Raw genomic sequence first — 13,841 nt, forward strand, 5'->3', positions numbered from 1 at the left:
ACCTTGACAAAAGGCGGAAAGGGAATTACGCCGCAGATGTTCGGGAATTCGCCGAGGGCTTCGGGGGGCGGGCGGAGTCGTCGCGCCGACGGTGCTCCGCGCCTTTCTTCAGACGCGTTACGGAGGCCATCAGGTGACCGAGCCGGGTGAGGTTCCGCTCCGCAAGGCTCTCGCCGGGGCGGTCGCGGGACTCGACGAGTCCGGAGGGCTGACCGTGGTGGAGGTGGCCGCCGACGGCATCACCACGTTCCACCTGCGCCGCGACGACCTGGGCAGGCCGCGCTGCCGGTTCACTCCGGTGATCCCGTGGACCTCTCTGTCGGGGGAGCGCGGGCGTGATTTCGCGCGGGGCGACCTCACGTGGCAGGACCCCGCGCGGCGTGATGCCGCGAGGCAGGATCCCACGGAGGAAGCCGTCCTCCGCGCCGCGGACGTCCACTCCCATGACGTGCTGATCCTTGTCTGCTCCTTCCCCGACAGCCCGCTGGCCGGGCAGGCGATGACCTGGCTGCACGCGGCGTGCCCTGAGGCGATGGCTTTCGTCCAGGCGGACGTGCGGGTCGACGCGCTGCTGCGCGAGGTCGTCGGGAACGACCCGCTGGACCGCCCGTACGAGCTGGTCGTGCTGAGGCGGAGCGCGGTGACGGGTGAGCTCGAACTCGCCGCTCACCAGCTGTTCGGCATCGGGGCGAGGCCCGGCGCGGTCGTCGAGGTCAGCGCTCGCTGCGAGGCGGGTGACGAGAGGGGCACCGCGTTCGCCGTGGTGGCCTGGGGGCGCAGGCCGCTGCTGCTGTCGGTGCAGTCGGCGAGACTCGTTCCCGGCCTTCACGATTTCACGGTCGAGCTGGAGAGACCCGGCCGGGTCCGTTTCCTCGGCCTGCCGGGGCTGGTGGACGACGACCGCAGCTGGGCCGACCTGGTCGAGGCGGTCCCGCGCCGGCTCGACCCTCGGGACGGCTCGCGGCACCTGATCTGCGCGGTGGAGATCAGCGGTGCTCCGGGTGACGTCACGACGCGGCTCGACCGCATCCGTCAGATGATCACGAGGATGTCCGCGGACCCCTCGGGTTTCCTCCGGGTCTCGCTGGTCGCCTACGGTGCGCACTCCTACGACCGGAGGGTCCCCGAGGTGAAGGTCGAGGTCGCGGACTGGCTGGCTCCTCCCGGGCAGGCCCTCGCCTCGCTGTCCCGCCTTGAGGAGCGCGACCCGGCGCCGGAAGGCCACCCGCACGGTGCGCAGCTGGAGGACATGCTCGCCGTGGTGGCCGGCCGGATCGGTGAGGGAGAGGCCGAGCGGACGGTGCTCCTCACGGTCGGCGACCGGCCGCCGCATCCGGCCAGGGTGAACGGGACGATCCTGCCCTGCCCGTATCGCCACGACTGGCGCGCGCTGCTGCGCCGGCTCGGACAGCACCCCGGCATCGCGTTCGGAGCGATCTGCGACCGGGACGTCGGAGAGGCCGACCCCGTCTGGTCCCGCCTGGGCGCCACCGCGCTGACCTGGCTGGACGCTCTGGACATCCGAGAGTTCGGTGCCGAGCTCGGTCTGACGGCGCCTCAGGACCAACCGATCCCCTTCCCCCTGATTGAGGTGCCATGACGAACATGTGGAGCGGGCAGCGCGTGGCTCCCGACCTCGGATCCGAGCGTTCGCTGCCCAACATCGCGATGTGGGGCGCTCCGGGCAGTGGGAAGACCACGCTTCTCGCCGCGCTCAACATCGCCCTGCTCCGCCAGGAGGGCGACTGGAGCGTCGTGGGCGCGGACGCCCAGTCCACCAGCTTTCTGACGGAGAAGACCACGGCACTGTCGCGGGACAAGGTGTTCCCTCCGGCGACGCAGGGGCTGGACAACTACAACTGGTTCCTGGTGGGGCAGCACAAGCGGCGTACACGCTGGTTCCGCAGGTCGAGAACGCCCCGTGCCCTCAAGATCGGTATCAATCTCCTCGACCCGCCCGGCGGGGCGTTCGGCAACCAGCGAGGAGGCGGCGCCTCCCAGCAGGACCTGCTCCGCAACCTGGTGCACAGCAGGGGCATCGTCTTCCTCTTCGATCCCATCAGGGAGAACGAGGACGGTGACGCGTTCGAATACTTCTACGGGGCCCTGGCCCAGCTCGCCGAGCAGGTGATCGCCGGATCCGCGGTGACGGACGGCAAGCTGCCGCACCATCTCGCGGTCTGCATCACCAAGTTCGACGACTTCAAGGTGCTGGAGACGGCGAAGCGGCTGAGGCTGCTCACGACCGACCCCGAGGATCCCTTCGGGTTTCCCCGGGTGGCGAACGACGACGCGAAAGAGCTGTTCCAGCAGCTGTGCAGGGTGTCGGCGAGCGGAAACGCGGATATGGTGCTGAATGCTATTGGGCGATTTTTCCGTGAAGACCGAATTAGGTACTTTGTCACGTCATCGATTGGTTTCTATGTCGGTCCGAAGAACAAGCTCTTCGACATGGACGACTATCAGAATCTTGTTCCGACGATTTCCCGGCCGGTGGACGGTGAGTCGGCCTCCGAGACCCGATACAACACCGAGATTCGGATACGCGGTGAGGTGCGTCCCATCAATGTGATGGAGCCGATGCTCTGGCTCGGACAGCGGATTTCCGCGCCGTAGCCGATCAGGAGGACTGGCCGATGAGCACGGTGCGACTGCCGTTCGAATGGGCGGTCGGGGGAAAGCCCCCCGGCAGCGGTGACGACTACCGGATCCTCGCCTGCAGCCAGGGGCTGCTCAGCCGTGACGACTTCGAGGACATCAGGACCGTCTACACGATCGGCACTCCCGAGGAGCTGCCCCAGGTCGTGATCGCATGGGTGGGCAGCGGGGACGACGCGCACCTGGTCCTCGCCATCCAGAGCTGGTCGGACGAGGAGGACAGGCGGCACCGCAGGATCGCCCGCACCCACTACTTCTGCCTGCCGTACGCCCACATCGCCCAGCCCGCCTTCCCCGTGTCCTACGAAGATCTCCACCAGGCCCTCGGGGGGGTCTTGCTGCCCACGGAGAGGCAACTTGTCGTCTCCGTTCCCGAGCTCGACTCCGGCGCGGTCGCGGCGAGGATCGACCGGACGGCCATCTACGCGGCCGCGCTGCTCATGACCGGTCAGCACGTCTGCGTCGTGGGTGGCGAGGCCGTTCCGATGATCGAGCGTCTGCGATTCCTCGACACGGTGGCCGCGCTGCTCCCGTACGGCATGCGCGCGAGGCTGACGGCGTCGACCTGGGCGAGCAGCACCGCCGACCACAAGATCAGGCTCGCGTTCACCCAGCACGTCCCGGCAGGGACATACCCGGTCGTCTGGGGACGGCCGGCGGAGATCCCCGATCGGGAGGAGGACGCGTACCGTTACCTCACCCTGCTGGCGCGTCACGATCCGGACGCCGATCTGGTCGGCTGGCTCGCCTCGCGGACCGAACCGCTCACGTTCGGCAAGAACGGCAGGGCCCGTGCGCTGGACCTCCTGCGGGGGTTCAGACCCTCCCCGCCCGCACTCATGCCCCCGCCCGTGTCCCCGCGCGCTCAGGACTCGGTGGAAGGGCTGCTGACCGAGTGCGCCGACGTCCTCGAACGCGGCGGGACGGCCGAGATCAGGGATGTCCTCGAAAGGTTGGGCGACGTTGTCTCAAGCCGAGGGGTGGCGATCTCGGACGACGAGCGGGCCCTGTACCAGAAAATCATCAGGGACCGCCGGCTGCTGCCGCCGAAGGACGGTCTGCCCGAGGAACTGCGGGCCTACCTGCTCGCGGTGGTCCAGATGGCCGGACACGGTCCGCCGGCCCCGTCCGCGCCGCGGGCGGACGAGGTCGTCCGGGAGGTGGCCCCGCCGGTCAGGGTGTCGACGACGGCGATCGTCCACAGGCCCTCTCCCGATCCGGTCGCCTCCATGAAAACGGCGCACGACCAGGGCAGGGAGGAGCTGGAGGAGATACTCAGGCCATTGCAGACCAGGGACCTGGTCGCGATGGCCGCACGGCAGCCCTACGACATGCGGGTGATGGAGATCGCCTGTGACGAGCTCGTGAGGCGGGGGGGCGGCGATGCCGAGGACCACCAGATCGCCGAGGCCCTGCGCGAGCACGGTTATCTCGCCGACGCGATCAGCGGGCTTCATCCGGCCGGAGACCAGGTCCGGTTCGAGAGGCTCTACCGCTTGCTGAGGGCGGCCTACGGGCAGGAGTTCGGCCCCAAGCAGTTCGAGGAGGTTGTCCGTTCCTCGGGCTGGCAGTCGGCGCCGCTGTTCGCCACCGCGGCGTTCCTGTTCGGCAAGGGCGCGGGAGACGCCCTGAAGAAGTCCGCCATCAACCTCGTGCGCGATTCGGGACTCGACCGCAAGGTCATCGAGGAGATCGAGAGGTCGCTGCTCGAATCCGAGTCGGGTGTGGGCCACCTGATCGCGGCCGATCCGCCGAGGAAGGAGCGGAGGCAGTGGTTCGGGCGCGGACGCCGAGGCAAAAGGGCCGAGTATGCCGTGCCCCCCTTCACCCTGTACTCCGTGATCGTCGCGCTCATGATCATCGCACTCGTGGAGCTCTTCCTGCTCTTCCCGGACTTCTGAGTGGGAGGCCGGCCATGCCGATAACCGTCGAGTGGGCGCTGTGGGGCATGTCCCCCGGAAGCAAGGGCCTGCCCGAGGTCCTGTCCTGCGGTCAGGGACGGATCCCCCGCTCCGGCTTCTCCGAGCTCGTCGAGCGGTACGCGATGACGACCCCCAGGCAGCTCCCCCAGGTGACGATCGCCTGGGCCGGCGCCGCCGAGGACGCGCACATCTTCCTCGCCGTCCAGGAGTGGTCCGGCACGTTCGACGGGTTGGGCCGGGAGATAGCGGTCACCCGCTGCTTCTGCGTGCCCTACGCGCAGGCCGCCTTCGGCCCCGTCTCCTACGAACGGCTCTACCGGGCGCTGAAAGATCAGAGACCGCCGGACGGCGGTCCACTCGTCATCGACCCGCCGGCACTTGACGCCGAGGTCACCGCCGAGGCCGTGGACCAGACCGTCATCGGCGCGGCGGCCCTCCTGCTCACCGGGAAAAAGGTCTGCGTCGTCGAAGGCGGCGGAGTGTCGCTGCTCGACCGGCTCAGGTTCCTGGACACGGTGGCCGCGCTGCTCCCGTACGGCTTCAGGACCAAACTGATCGCCTCGACGTGGGCTCCCCTCGCGACCGGTCACCGGAGCAGGCTGTTCTTCGCCGATCACCCCTCTGAGAACGCGCTCACCATCGCCTGGAAGCAGGAGGTGAGCGTTCCCGAGAGCCATCCCGTCGCCCACCGCTACCACGAGATGCTGGCGAGCGGGATGGAGAAGGGACTCGCCGGGCTGATCGCGCGGTTCGCCCGCGACACCGGGCAGCGGAGGTTCTCCACGGAGGACCTGGAGGTCGTCCCTTCGATCGTCGAGTCCGGTGGCGAACCCTCCCACACGTCGATCGACGACCTGCTGATCGCCTGCGCCGACAGCATCGAGGAAGGGCGGGTCGGCCTGATCCCCGACCACCTGGCCAGGCTCGACGCGCTGCGGGGTTCGGCCGCCGTGAACGGCGGCGTGCGTCGCCGCCGCAACATCGTGAGCGACCGCCGCCTCCTGGCCAGGAGTCCCGTCCTGGTCCCGTCGGTCCAGGAGCATCTCTACGACCTGGTGCTGAGCGTGGCCTACGGGCCCAAGCTCACCGTGGACGGGCTTGAGCAGATCCTCAGGGACGTGGATCCGGTTCCCGCGCGGCTCCTGACCGCGCTGTCCCGGATGCCGGTGGCCGATCCGGCCGTCACGGTGCGGCTCGCCGGCCGCCTCGACCCGCGCCGGTCCGCGCCGGCCCTCGCGTCGCTCTCCGTCGAGAAACTGGTCGAGGCGGGAGAACGGGAGCCGATCGACACCTCCGTCGTACGGCTGGTGTGCTCGGAACTCGCGGCCCGCTGCGCCAAGCCCTCACAGCGGGCCGGCATCGGCACGACGTTGCGGGGCCGCGCACGTCTCAGGGCCGCGATCGAGCGGCTTGAGGGGACCGACGCGGACAGTCGGTTCGAGAGATGTCTCGTCCTGCTGGTGGCCGACTACGGCTCGTCCATCGACTCCGACGAGTTACGGGAGGCCTTCACCTCTCATACCGAGGTGTTGCCGGTGCCGCGGCTCGCCGCGCTCGCGCTGCTGTGCGACGCCCCCGCCCGCCAACTGCTCGCGCAGCTCGTCTTCCGCGATCTCCTCGTCCAGGGGGGCATCACGTCGAAGACCTTCGAGAAATTCCAGCTCTAGCGGTGACATCCCGGAGGATCCCGATCCGTCGCGCACGCACGTTCCCCTGTCACGGAAGCAGCACGCTCCCGCGCCGCCTCGGATCACCTACCGCGCACGCCTCCGGCCTCGGACCGGGGAGAGAAGGACCCCGGAGCGCTCCGCCTCACGGCTGCGCCAGCCAGAGGAAGGGCTTCTCCACGTCGATCGGATGCACCTCGCCGCGTACCCGGACCTCGCCGGCGGGGTGGGCACCGGATTCGGTGGAGGAGGCCGGTTGGCCGCCCTCGGGTCCGGGGGTTGCCAGAACGATGTTCTGGTAGTCCTCCATGTCGAAAAGCCTCTTCCTGGGATCGAGATAGAAGCCGATCGACGAGGTCACGAAGTATCTGGTCCGGTTTTCGTGGAACAGACGACCGAGGACGTTGGGAAACATGCCGGGGTACACGTCCGACAACCCGCACAACTGCGTGAACAACTCCTCGGCGTCCTCGCCGACCACCCGGGGAAACCGGAAGGGGTCCTCGGGGTCGGTCGTGAGCAGTCTCAGCCGGTTGGCCGTCTCCAGCACCCTGTAGTCGTCGAACTTGGTCACGCAGACCGCGAGACGGTGCGGCAGGCGACCGGTCTCGTCGAGAGGCAGGCCGAGCTTCGGCAGCGTCCTCAGGAAGAAGCCGGTGGCGTCGTCCCACCCGGATTCGCGGAGGGGGTCGAAGAGATAGATCAGATCGTCACAGGCGGCGAGCCATCGTGCCATGTCCTCGCGCGGCCTGCCTGAGGTGGTCATGGAGCCGAGGTGGAGGACGACGCCGGTCTCACGGCGCCCCATTCCCATGAAGCCCCGGGACAACCGGCTCGTCCGGATCGTCACCTCCGCGTCGTCCAGGTCGGTGCTCGCCGGCGGGAACCTGCGTTCCCGCACGAGGGCGTCGGTGAGTTCGACGAGCCGAGCGGCCGCCGCGCTGTCGGCACCCAGCACCGACAGGCCGGAGTCCTGGCGCAGGACCGCCACGCTGAGCGCGCCGAGAAAGGCCGACTTGCCGCTGCCCACGGCGCCCAGCAACCCGATGCGGCGCACGATGTGTTCGGGGTCGGTTGCCAGGTCGCGCCCGGCCGCGGTCACGCGCGTGAGCACGGGGCTCCCGGCGGACGCGACATTTCGTATGGCCATCGCGTCCACGAGGGCGGCGGGGTCGGCCCGCCGCAGTTCCACGGAGTGGTCGGCGCCGATCCTTCGCAGGTGCGGGGACACCCGGCCGGGTGGGGCGTCGGTGACGGCCATGAGACGCACCCCGCGCTCGGCGAGCCGATCGGTCAGTTTCCGGTGGTCGTAGCGGTTCGGGCAGGGAAGCGCGGCGTCTCGGCTCGCCCTCGCCGGGTGGGGCGGTTGCCCCGCCAGCACCAGCAGGACGACGGGCCGGTCCTGCTCATCGGGGGGAAGGCGCTCGTCGATGTAGTGCAGCGCGTCCTCCAGGGGAGCCGCCCCGGGGAAGACCTCCGACGTCGACTCCAGCTGCGCCAGTGACTCCAGGGCGTCCTCCGCGGGTTCCAGCCAGGAGCCGGTGACCACCGGCCGGCGCCCGTCGCCGCGGCGCTTGTAGTCGTGGTAGGTGTAGCCGACGACCGCGACGTTCACCTCGCCGGGGTAGGTGACCGCGAGCCGTTCGATGATGTCCGCGGCGAGTTGCCTGCGTCGCTGGACCGTCTCGTGCCTCCCGGACATCTCGATGGCGAAGATCACGTCTGCCCGCTTCGGCGGCACGGGAGCGGGACGCGCGTCCATCTCATCCATCAGGTAGGCGGCTTCGTCCAGGAAATCGATGCCGACAGGTGGCGAGGCACCGGTACCGGGGTACGACGTGACGGGGTCAGGCACGAGAGCGGGGCGTCCCCAGAGGTTCGGGCCGTTCATCCGGTCCGGACCGCCCGGTCTGCTGCCGGGCGCCTCGGGCAGCTGTCCGGGAAGCAGTCTGTTCACCTCGCGCATCGTGATCGCCACCCCGCCGCCGAGGTCGTCGGCGGAGGTGACCATTCCGACGACGGCCGCGTAGCCCGGCGACCACACCGGGGCGCCGCTGAGGCGGGGATCCAGCCGATGGCCCGGGTCGGCGGTGAGCGTGACGTTCCCGTGGGCGTAAGCGGGATCCATCATCCCTTTGACGATCACACTCCGGCCCTCGACGTCGACCGGCCCCTCCACCAGCCACCGCCGCCCCACCAGGTCGTCCGCCTCCTCCAGCCGTAGGGGCGCCGAGACCACCTCCGCTGAAGGGCGCTCCGCGAGCAGCAGGAACGCGGGGCCGCCCGGAGACGTCGCCGACGGCGCGACCGAGGTCCCCGCCGAGACCACCGAGGCGCCGTAGCGACGCGTCGGCGTGTTCGCCCGGGGAAAGGTCACCCACAACCGTTCCGTGGAGCGGTGGCCGGCGTGGGCGACGAGATGGGCGCAGGTGAGCAGCCGGTTCTCGCCGACGAGGACTCCGGCGCCCACCGGCCTGGGATCGTCTCCCCGATGGATCGCGGCGATCCAGGTCCTCTCCCGCCTCGTCCGGTCTCCGGGCAGGGGAATCCCGGGTGTCGACTGGAGATCGACCCGGCGGTCCTCCCCGGGCGGGAGCGCGGTGATGCGCACGGGCAGCATGTCGGTCCTCACGGTGGCGCCCCTCTGGGTGCTGAGGCTGAGCCGGAGCCTGTGGTCTCCGGCCTCTCCCCGCGCGGTCACGACGAACCTGGCGGGCCCGTACGTGCCACCGAACCGGTGAAGGATCACCGAGATGTCGTCCACCGACTCGACGGCGACCCGCTCCCCGCCGTCGAGCATGCAGCTGAAGACGAACTCCTCCTCCCTGTACGGCCACTCGTCTCCGGGACGCGCGAGCCTGAGGTCCACCGTGACCAGATACTCCTGGCCCACCGTCATGGTCCGGGGCCAGCTGACCAGCGGCTCCAGTTGGATGGTGGGCGGACTCACCGGGTCTCCTCGCGTGGCGTCGGCCTCAGGGTGGTCTCCGGGCTTCCGAAGTACGCGTACATGAAGGCGTAGAAGAACGGGAGCAGCTTCCCGACGGCCTCCTTGTCGTCCTCGTCGAGGTCGTCCCCGATCGAGGCCGACACTCTTCTCCGATGGTCGCGCAGGGCCACGGCGACGGGCGTCCCCGGGTTCTCGGAGAGCGCGTCGAGCAGGCCCTTCGCCAGGTCGTACCCGTGTTTCAGGCCGACCTCTCCCATGGTCCCGATGAACCCGGAGGCCCCGGCGTCGAGGAAGACCCTGGCGAAGCTGCGCAGGACGGTGTTGTCGAGGTCGGGATCGACCCTCTCCCTGGCGGAGTGGCAGGCGTTGAGGAAGACGAGCCCACCGGCTCGTTCCAGGCGGAGCAGGTCGCGCGCGTGGACCTGGCGGAGACTGATCCCGCGCTTCGAGTCGCGAGAGCCCTCGAGGAGTTTGATCTCGGCTCCCGAGGAGGGCTTGTCGGCGTTCCCGTATCTTCCGTGGCAGGCCACGTAGACCAGAGAGACGGGGTCGCCCTCCGCGTCCAGGAGATTCAGCAGGTCCTTGAGGGTGACGTCCGTGGTGGTCGTCCGGAATCGATCCAGCAGGGCACGGTCGTCGGACATGTCGGGAGCGACGTAGGCGAGGATCTCTCCGGTGCAGTCGGTCACCGCGGCGGGCGGTGTCCCCACCGAGCGCGCGATCGGGAACAGCGCGCCCAGCCACTCACCGGCCAGGCCCCTGTCACGGTGCCGCAGCAACTCCCAGGGGAGGTCGTAGCCCGTGAAATCCTCGATGATCATGCGTACGTCGTCGCCGTGCGCCCGGCGGATCGCGGAGATGAAGCCTTTGAGACCCTCGCTCGCGTCCTTGGACCAGCTTCTGAGGCGCCAGAACGTCTCGACCGGAGACTCCCCGCCGCTGCCGCGACGGATGAGGTCTCCCAGGGCGAGCTTGGGAGGCCTCACCTGCTGCGGCTGTCTCTGGTAGGTGAGCGCGATGCCGCAGCAGCAGATCCCCGCGAGCCCGTAACTCTCCCTGCCGGTGCCGCTCTCCCGCCACACGTTCAGGCGGGCGGTCCTGGGCGGCAGACCGGCGGTCGGGTCGACGGGGGTGGAGGGAAGGACGGTCGTCGTGGAGACCTCCGCCCCCGGGGCGACGGCCGGTGCCTCCGCCGCCCCGGGATCCCCGGGGGGCCGCGGACGCGCCGGTCCGGCGGCGTGCGGGTTGAAGGGACGTCCGCCGTTGATCAGTGCCCTGCGCAGCCCGTTCGGCATGCCGCTCACCGGGGTTCACCGCCGTGCTGGAGCCGGGCACCGCAGGCCTCGGCCAGCGCGCGGGTCAGGGTGGCGCCCGGCCGGGGCCCGGGATCGAGGACGACGGCGTGGATCCGTTTCATCCTGCTCAGTTCTCGTGCCATCGCCAGCGCGTCCTCCACTCCCTCCCTGCCGACGAGATCGGGCAGCTCACCCGTCGCGCTCGCGCGCAACGGGATGTTGCCGCGCCCGTCGGTGACGATGACGAGCAGCACGTCGTCGGCGGGCACCCTCCCCAGGTGGAGCCGGTGGCGCAACGTCTCGACGGCGAGGTCGAGCCCGTGCGCGAGCGGGGTGCAGCGGCCGACGGGCCGTTCCAGGGCCCGTACGACCCGCGGGTCGAGCAGGCTGGACGCGCTGAACCGCTGGGCGCGGAGTTCGTTGGCGACGCCCGCGGCGCCGACCTCGATCACACAGACGGCCGCCCTGCCGGTGTAGGCCCACTGCAGATAGGGGGCGAGGGCGTCGAGCCAGTTCCAGCCCGCCCTGCACGTGTGGTCGAGGACGAGGACGAGGAGCCTGGCCGGGTCGGCGCCTCGGCGATGGACCCTCAGATCCGGCGGGATCAGGTGCAGGGGGTGCGGGGGGCGTGAGTAGTGATCCTCGCACCGCCGGGCCTGCAGGGGAGCGGCGCCGAGGATGGTGGCGACGATCGCCAGGTCGCCGAAGGCGCCGGGGCGCGATCCGATGGACCTGCCGTGGCTCGGCCGTGAGGAGGAGTGCCGCGTCGCCTGGGAGCGAAGCGACCCCGGGTCCCGTTCCGGCTCGATGTCGTCCTCCGGGTAGGGGCCGCCGAGGTCGGCGGGCGGGGCGGGGCCCGGAGCGAGCGGCTCGGCGGGAGCCGGGGAGACGACGTCGAACCCGTCCGTTCGCGCCCGCGGGGACCGCTCCTCCCTGTCGCGCCGCCGTTCGGCCCCTCCGCCTCCCACGAGGGCGTCCCCTTCCTGAACGCCACCGCCGGGGCCGGAGTCGTCGCCGGGACCCCGGCCGCGTGGTGGAGGGAGACGCAGGAGTGACACCGCTCGCTCGACGTCGGCGTCCGTGGTCCGCGCACGGCCGTCGAGGGTCGCCAGCGCCCGGCCGATCCTGGCGAGGGCGAGGTCTCGGCGCGCACCGGCCGTGCCTGTCGCGGTACGGCCGACGATTCCTGTGACCACCTCGTCGGGTACGGTCGCCGGTCGGCCCCCGGCCAGCGCGCGACGCCACTCCTCCGACGGGGGGGCCAGGTCCGCGGAGAGTCCTGAGGCGTCGATGCGCAGCGGGAAGCGGTCGAGCAGATGCGGAGGGATCCGGCCGATGTCGGCGCGGGCGCAGACGGCCACCCACCGGCTTCGCGGTGCCCAGGTCACGCCGAGCCCTTCGCGCTCCAGGTGGGCCACGTCGGTGTCCAGGAGGGTGAGCGCGGCCCGCTGCCCGGTGAGCGAGAGCTTCGCGAGATCGGAGACGAGGACGGTGAGAGGAGGAGCATCGGGCCTGTCGACCAGGGGACCGGGGGAGACGCCGAACGTGGGCCCGGAGGACAGGCCGATCCACGCGCTGTCCGCGACGGCCGACGCTCCCAGCACGTACGGGTGGGGGTTTCCGAGGAGTGAGCCGAGCCACTGCCCGATGTCGAGCAGCAGGGCGGGCTCAAGGTCGAACAGGAGCACCCCGCGAAGCCGTGGATCGAGCGCGGCGCACGCCAGGGCGTACCTCACTCGCGACGCGGTCGGCATGGCCATGGTCACCCCAAGATGATCGTGTCCAGCTGGTCTCGCTCCTTGGCGGTCCACTTGATCGACTCTCCGTACACCGCCTCGGGAAGGCGGTGCGCGAGGGCGAACTCGGCGACGGCGCGGACGTCGTCGGACGTGACGGTGCCGTGCCCGTCCAGCGCCGCTCGCGCTCTGGCGGCGAGTGCCATCACCTTCTCGCCGCGGTGTCCGGCCACCTCGAACTTCGCCGAGATCCGGGAGCAGAGGCCGAGGATCTCGTCCGGCATCTTCACCTCTCCCACCCTCGCCCTGGCACGGTTGAGCCGCTTTCTTATCTCCCGATCCTGTCTGGCGCCGTTCTCCAGCCACGAGGAGTCCGACTTGGTGATCTCCTCCTCGAACCGCAGGACCGTGCGGAGGATCTCGTGCCGCTGCTCGGCCGCCGTCTCGGCACTCACGGGCACCAGCAGGCCGAACCGGTCGAGAAGCTGCGGGCGCAACCACCCCTCCTCCGGGTTCATGGTGCCGACCAGGGTGAACCTGACGGGGATCGTCGGCCGGTCGAGCCCTTCCCGGTGGACCACGAGCACGTTGGTCGAGGTGACGTCCAGGATGATGTTGACCAGGTGGTCGTCGAGGAGGTTGACCTCGTCGATGTAGAGGAGGCCCTGTTTGTCGGCGGCCTCCAGCAGGCCCGGCTGCCGCTCGGTCCTGCCCGTCATCAGCGCGTCGATGCTCCAGCCGCCCAGCACGCGGTCTTCGGTGGCGTTGATGGGCAGCGTGACCGGAAGCTCGCCGTAGGCCATCAGGCTGAAGGACCGCACCGTGGTCGACTTCGCCGTGCCGCGCTCGCCGCTGAGCAGCACACCGCCGATGCCCGGGGCGACGAAGGCGAGCTCCAGGCATCGGAGCAGGTCGGCCTGTCCGACGACGTGGCTGTAGGGCAGAATCCGCACCTTGGTCATGGAGCCGGCTTCCTCCAGCGCAGCGTCACCATGATCTGTGCCCCCGAGCTCAACTCCACGATCTTCGCGCCGACCTTGCCGTCGACCTTCACGGCGAGCTGCATCTCGAACTCGTCGGGACGGGCCTTCTCCTCCATGGCCTCGATCTGGTTGCGCGCCTCGTAGGCGCAGTTCGCCACCATCTGAAGTGCCTCGCTGAACAGGTGGCGGCTGATTTCCAAGGGCTTTTCCAGTGCCCCCCGGGTGTCGTCGTCGTAGATCGAGGCGTGGTCGTTCGTCTCGAATTCGTCGAGCTCTATGTTGATGACCCCGTGACCGGAGGCATTAGGAGCCGCCACCACAACCATGAAACCTCGCAGGAGATCGATGTTGTTCGTTGTGCCGCCTGACAGGTCACTGATTCTGCCGTAGATACCGGCGTGCGTCACCATATCCACTGATGTGCTTTCTTTGGAATACGGCTCGGTTGATTCTCCCGCCGTCGGTCCTTCGGATGAGATGTCTCGACTCCGGCGGGTGAGGGCAGGGCTTTTGTGTCGTCGCAGGTCGTGGAGGTGCTCGCTCCCTCGGGGAGTCGACGTTCCCGGCGTGGTCGGATCCGGTGGACCGGCCGCGTTTCGCGGCCCTCGCGCGTGCCGGAGGGTCGCCGAT

The 13,841-nt window shown here is 69.8% G+C and carries 9 protein-coding genes; 4 read left to right on the forward strand and 5 right to left on the reverse strand.

Annotated elements, in window-relative coordinates:
• Positions 1 to 133: 133 nt before the first annotated feature.
• Genes AB0B90_RS06670 through AB0B90_RS06685 form a run of 4 tightly spaced genes read left to right on the forward strand, consistent with a single transcriptional unit; the run spans position 134 to position 6,247 of the window.
• The gene (locus AB0B90_RS06670) at positions 134 to 1,600 is read left to right on the forward strand and encodes a hypothetical protein (protein WP_362921197.1); all 1,467 of its coding nucleotides are present in this window, start codon (positions 134 to 136) and stop codon (positions 1,598 to 1,600) included.
• The gene (locus AB0B90_RS06675) at positions 1,597 to 2,616 is read left to right on the forward strand and encodes a hypothetical protein (RefSeq protein WP_362905021.1); all 1,020 of its coding nucleotides are present in this window, start codon (positions 1,597 to 1,599) and stop codon (positions 2,614 to 2,616) included. Before AB0B90_RS06670 ends, AB0B90_RS06675 begins: the two co-directional genes overlap by 4 nt.
• Positions 2,617 to 2,636: 20 nt before the next feature.
• Entirely contained in the window at positions 2,637 to 4,559 is a 1,923-nt protein-coding gene (locus AB0B90_RS06680) for a hypothetical protein (protein WP_362921200.1), read from the forward strand.
• Positions 4,560 to 4,573: 14 nt separating this feature from the next.
• Positions 4,574 to 6,247 (forward strand): hypothetical protein, encoded by a 1,674-nt coding sequence (locus AB0B90_RS06685; RefSeq protein WP_362921202.1) that lies wholly within the window; start codon positions 4,574 to 4,576, stop codon positions 6,245 to 6,247.
• A gap of 145 nt (positions 6,248 to 6,392) precedes the next feature.
• Here AB0B90_RS06685 and AB0B90_RS06690 read toward each other — a convergent pair whose 3' ends face one another.
• From AB0B90_RS06690 to AB0B90_RS06710, 5 genes are read right to left on the reverse strand one after another with little or no spacing between them, the layout of a single operon-like run.
• Positions 6,393 to 9,197, reverse strand: coding sequence for a hypothetical protein (locus tag AB0B90_RS06690; protein WP_362921204.1), 2,805 nt, complete (start codon positions 9,195 to 9,197; stop codon positions 6,393 to 6,395).
• Positions 9,194 to 10,492, reverse strand: coding sequence for a CHAT domain-containing protein (locus tag AB0B90_RS06695; RefSeq protein ID WP_362921341.1), 1,299 nt, complete (start codon positions 10,490 to 10,492; stop codon positions 9,194 to 9,196). Before AB0B90_RS06695 ends, AB0B90_RS06690 begins: the two co-directional genes overlap by 4 nt.
• A 5-nt stretch (positions 10,493 to 10,497) precedes the next feature.
• Positions 10,498 to 12,258, reverse strand: coding sequence for a hypothetical protein (locus tag AB0B90_RS06700; RefSeq protein WP_362921206.1), 1,761 nt, complete (start codon positions 12,256 to 12,258; stop codon positions 10,498 to 10,500).
• On the reverse strand, positions 12,255 to 13,190 hold the full coding sequence (locus AB0B90_RS06705) for an AAA family ATPase (protein ID WP_362905031.1): 936 nt from the start codon (positions 13,188 to 13,190) through the stop codon (positions 12,255 to 12,257). Before AB0B90_RS06705 ends, AB0B90_RS06700 begins: the two co-directional genes overlap by 4 nt.
• Entirely contained in the window at positions 13,187 to 13,621 is a 435-nt protein-coding gene (locus AB0B90_RS06710; protein WP_362921342.1) for a CU044_2847 family protein, read from the reverse strand. Before AB0B90_RS06710 ends, AB0B90_RS06705 begins: the two co-directional genes overlap by 4 nt.
• Positions 13,622 to 13,841: the final 220 nt, after the last annotated feature.

Source organism: Streptosporangium sp. NPDC049078, from assembly GCF_040648855.1.
In the GTDB taxonomy this organism is placed as follows: Bacteria; Actinomycetota; Actinomycetes; order Streptosporangiales; family Streptosporangiaceae; genus Streptosporangium.